This is a genomic window from Streptomyces sp. NPDC002817 (genome assembly GCF_053592055.1).
This window is the reverse complement of the sequence record NZ_JBSFUY010000087.1, coordinates 1-1,724: the sequence shown is the minus strand read 5'-3', so window position 1 is coordinate 1,724 and position 1,724 is coordinate 1. Positions and strand designations below refer to the sequence as shown.

1 rRNA gene (running past one end of the window) is annotated in these 1,724 nt (G+C 56.8%); it reads left to right on the top strand.

Features of this window, described 5'->3' with window-relative positions:
* Nucleotides 1–1,724, top strand: a 23S ribosomal RNA gene (locus ACWD3I_RS48930) (its annotated part extends 1,370 nt beyond the left edge of the window); the annotation flags it as partial.

The window sequence follows — 1,724 nt, the reverse complement described above, 5'->3', positions numbered from 1 at the left end:
AGGATGGGTAGGGGAGCGTCGTGTGCCGGGTGAAGCCGCAGCGGAAGCTAGTGGTGGACGGTTCACGAGTGAGAATGCAGGCATGAGTAGCGATACACACGTGAGAAACGTGTGCGCCGATTGACTAAGGGTTCCTGGGTCAAGCTGATCTGCCCAGGGTAAGTCGGGACCTAAGGCGAGGCCGACAGGCGTAGTCGATGGATAACCGGTTGATATTCCGGTACCCGCTGTGAAGCGTCAAACATCGAACCTTCTGATGCTAAGGCCGTGAAGCCGTTCCGGACCCTTCGGGGAAAGGAAAGTGGTGGAGCCGCCGGACCAAGGTGGTAGTAGGTGAGTGATGGGGTGACGCAGGAAGGTAGTCCAGCCCGGGCGGTGGTTGTCCCGGGGTAAGGGTGTAGGCCGAGTGGTAGGCAAATCCGCCACTCATCAAGGCTGAGACCTGATGCCGAGCCGATTGTGGTGAAGTGGATGATCCTATGCTGTCGAGAAAAGCCTCTAGCGAGTTTCATGGCGGCCCGTACCCTAAACCGACTCAGGTGGTCAGGTAGAGAATACCGAGGCGTTCGGGTGAACTATGGTTAAGGAACTCGGCAAAATGCCCCCGTAACTTCGGGAGAAGGGGGGCCATCACTGGTGATCCGATTTACTCGGTGAGCTGGGGGTGGCCGCAGAGACCAGCGAGAAGCGACTGTTTACTAAAAACACAGGTCCGTGCGAAGCCGTAAGGCGATGTATACGGACTGACGCCTGCCCGGTGCTGGAACGTTAAGGGGACCGGTTAGTCCAACTTCGGTTGGGCGAAGCTGAGAACTTAAGCGCCAGTAAACGGCGGTGGTAACTATAACCATCCTAAGGTAGCGAAATTCCTTGTCGGGTAAGTTCCGACCTGCACGAATGGCGTAACGACTTCTCGACTGTCTCAACCATAGGCCCGGTGAAATTGCACTACGAGTAAAGATGCTCGTTTCGCGCAGCAGGACGGAAAGACCCCGGGACCTTTACTACAGTTTGATATTGGTGTTCGGTTCGGCTTGTGTAGGATAGCTGGGAGACTGTGAACTCTGGACGCCAGTTCAGGGGGAGTCGTCGTTGAAATACCAGTCTGGTCGTGCTGGATGTCTAACCTGGGTCCGTGATCCGGATCAGGGACAGTGTCTGATGGGTAGTTTAACTGGGGCGGTTGCCTCCTAAAGAGTAACGGAGGCGCCCAAAGGTTCCCTCAGCCTGGTTGGCAATCAGGTGTTGAGTGTAAGTGCACAAGGGAGCTTGACTGTGAGACCGACGGGTCGAGCAGGGACGAAAGTCGGGACTAGTGATCCGGCGGTGGCTTGTGGAAGCGCCGTCGCTCAACGGATAAAAGGTACCCCGGGGATAACAGGCTGATCTTCCCCAAGAGTCCATATCGACGGGATGGTTTGGCACCTCGATGTCGGCTCGTCGCATCCTGGGGCTGGAGTCGGTCCCAAGGGTTGGGCTGTTCGCCCATTAAAGCGGTACGCGAGCTGGGTTTAGAACGTCGTGAGACAGTTCGGTCCCTATCCGCTGCGCGCGCAGGAATATTGAGAAGGGCTGTCCCTAGTACGAGAGGACCGGGACGGACGAACCTCTGGTGTGCCAGTTGTTCTGCCAAGGGCATGGCTGGTTGGCTACGTTCGGGAGGGATAACCGCTGAAAGCATCTAAGCGGGAAGCCTGCTTCGAGATGAGTATTCCCACCCCCTT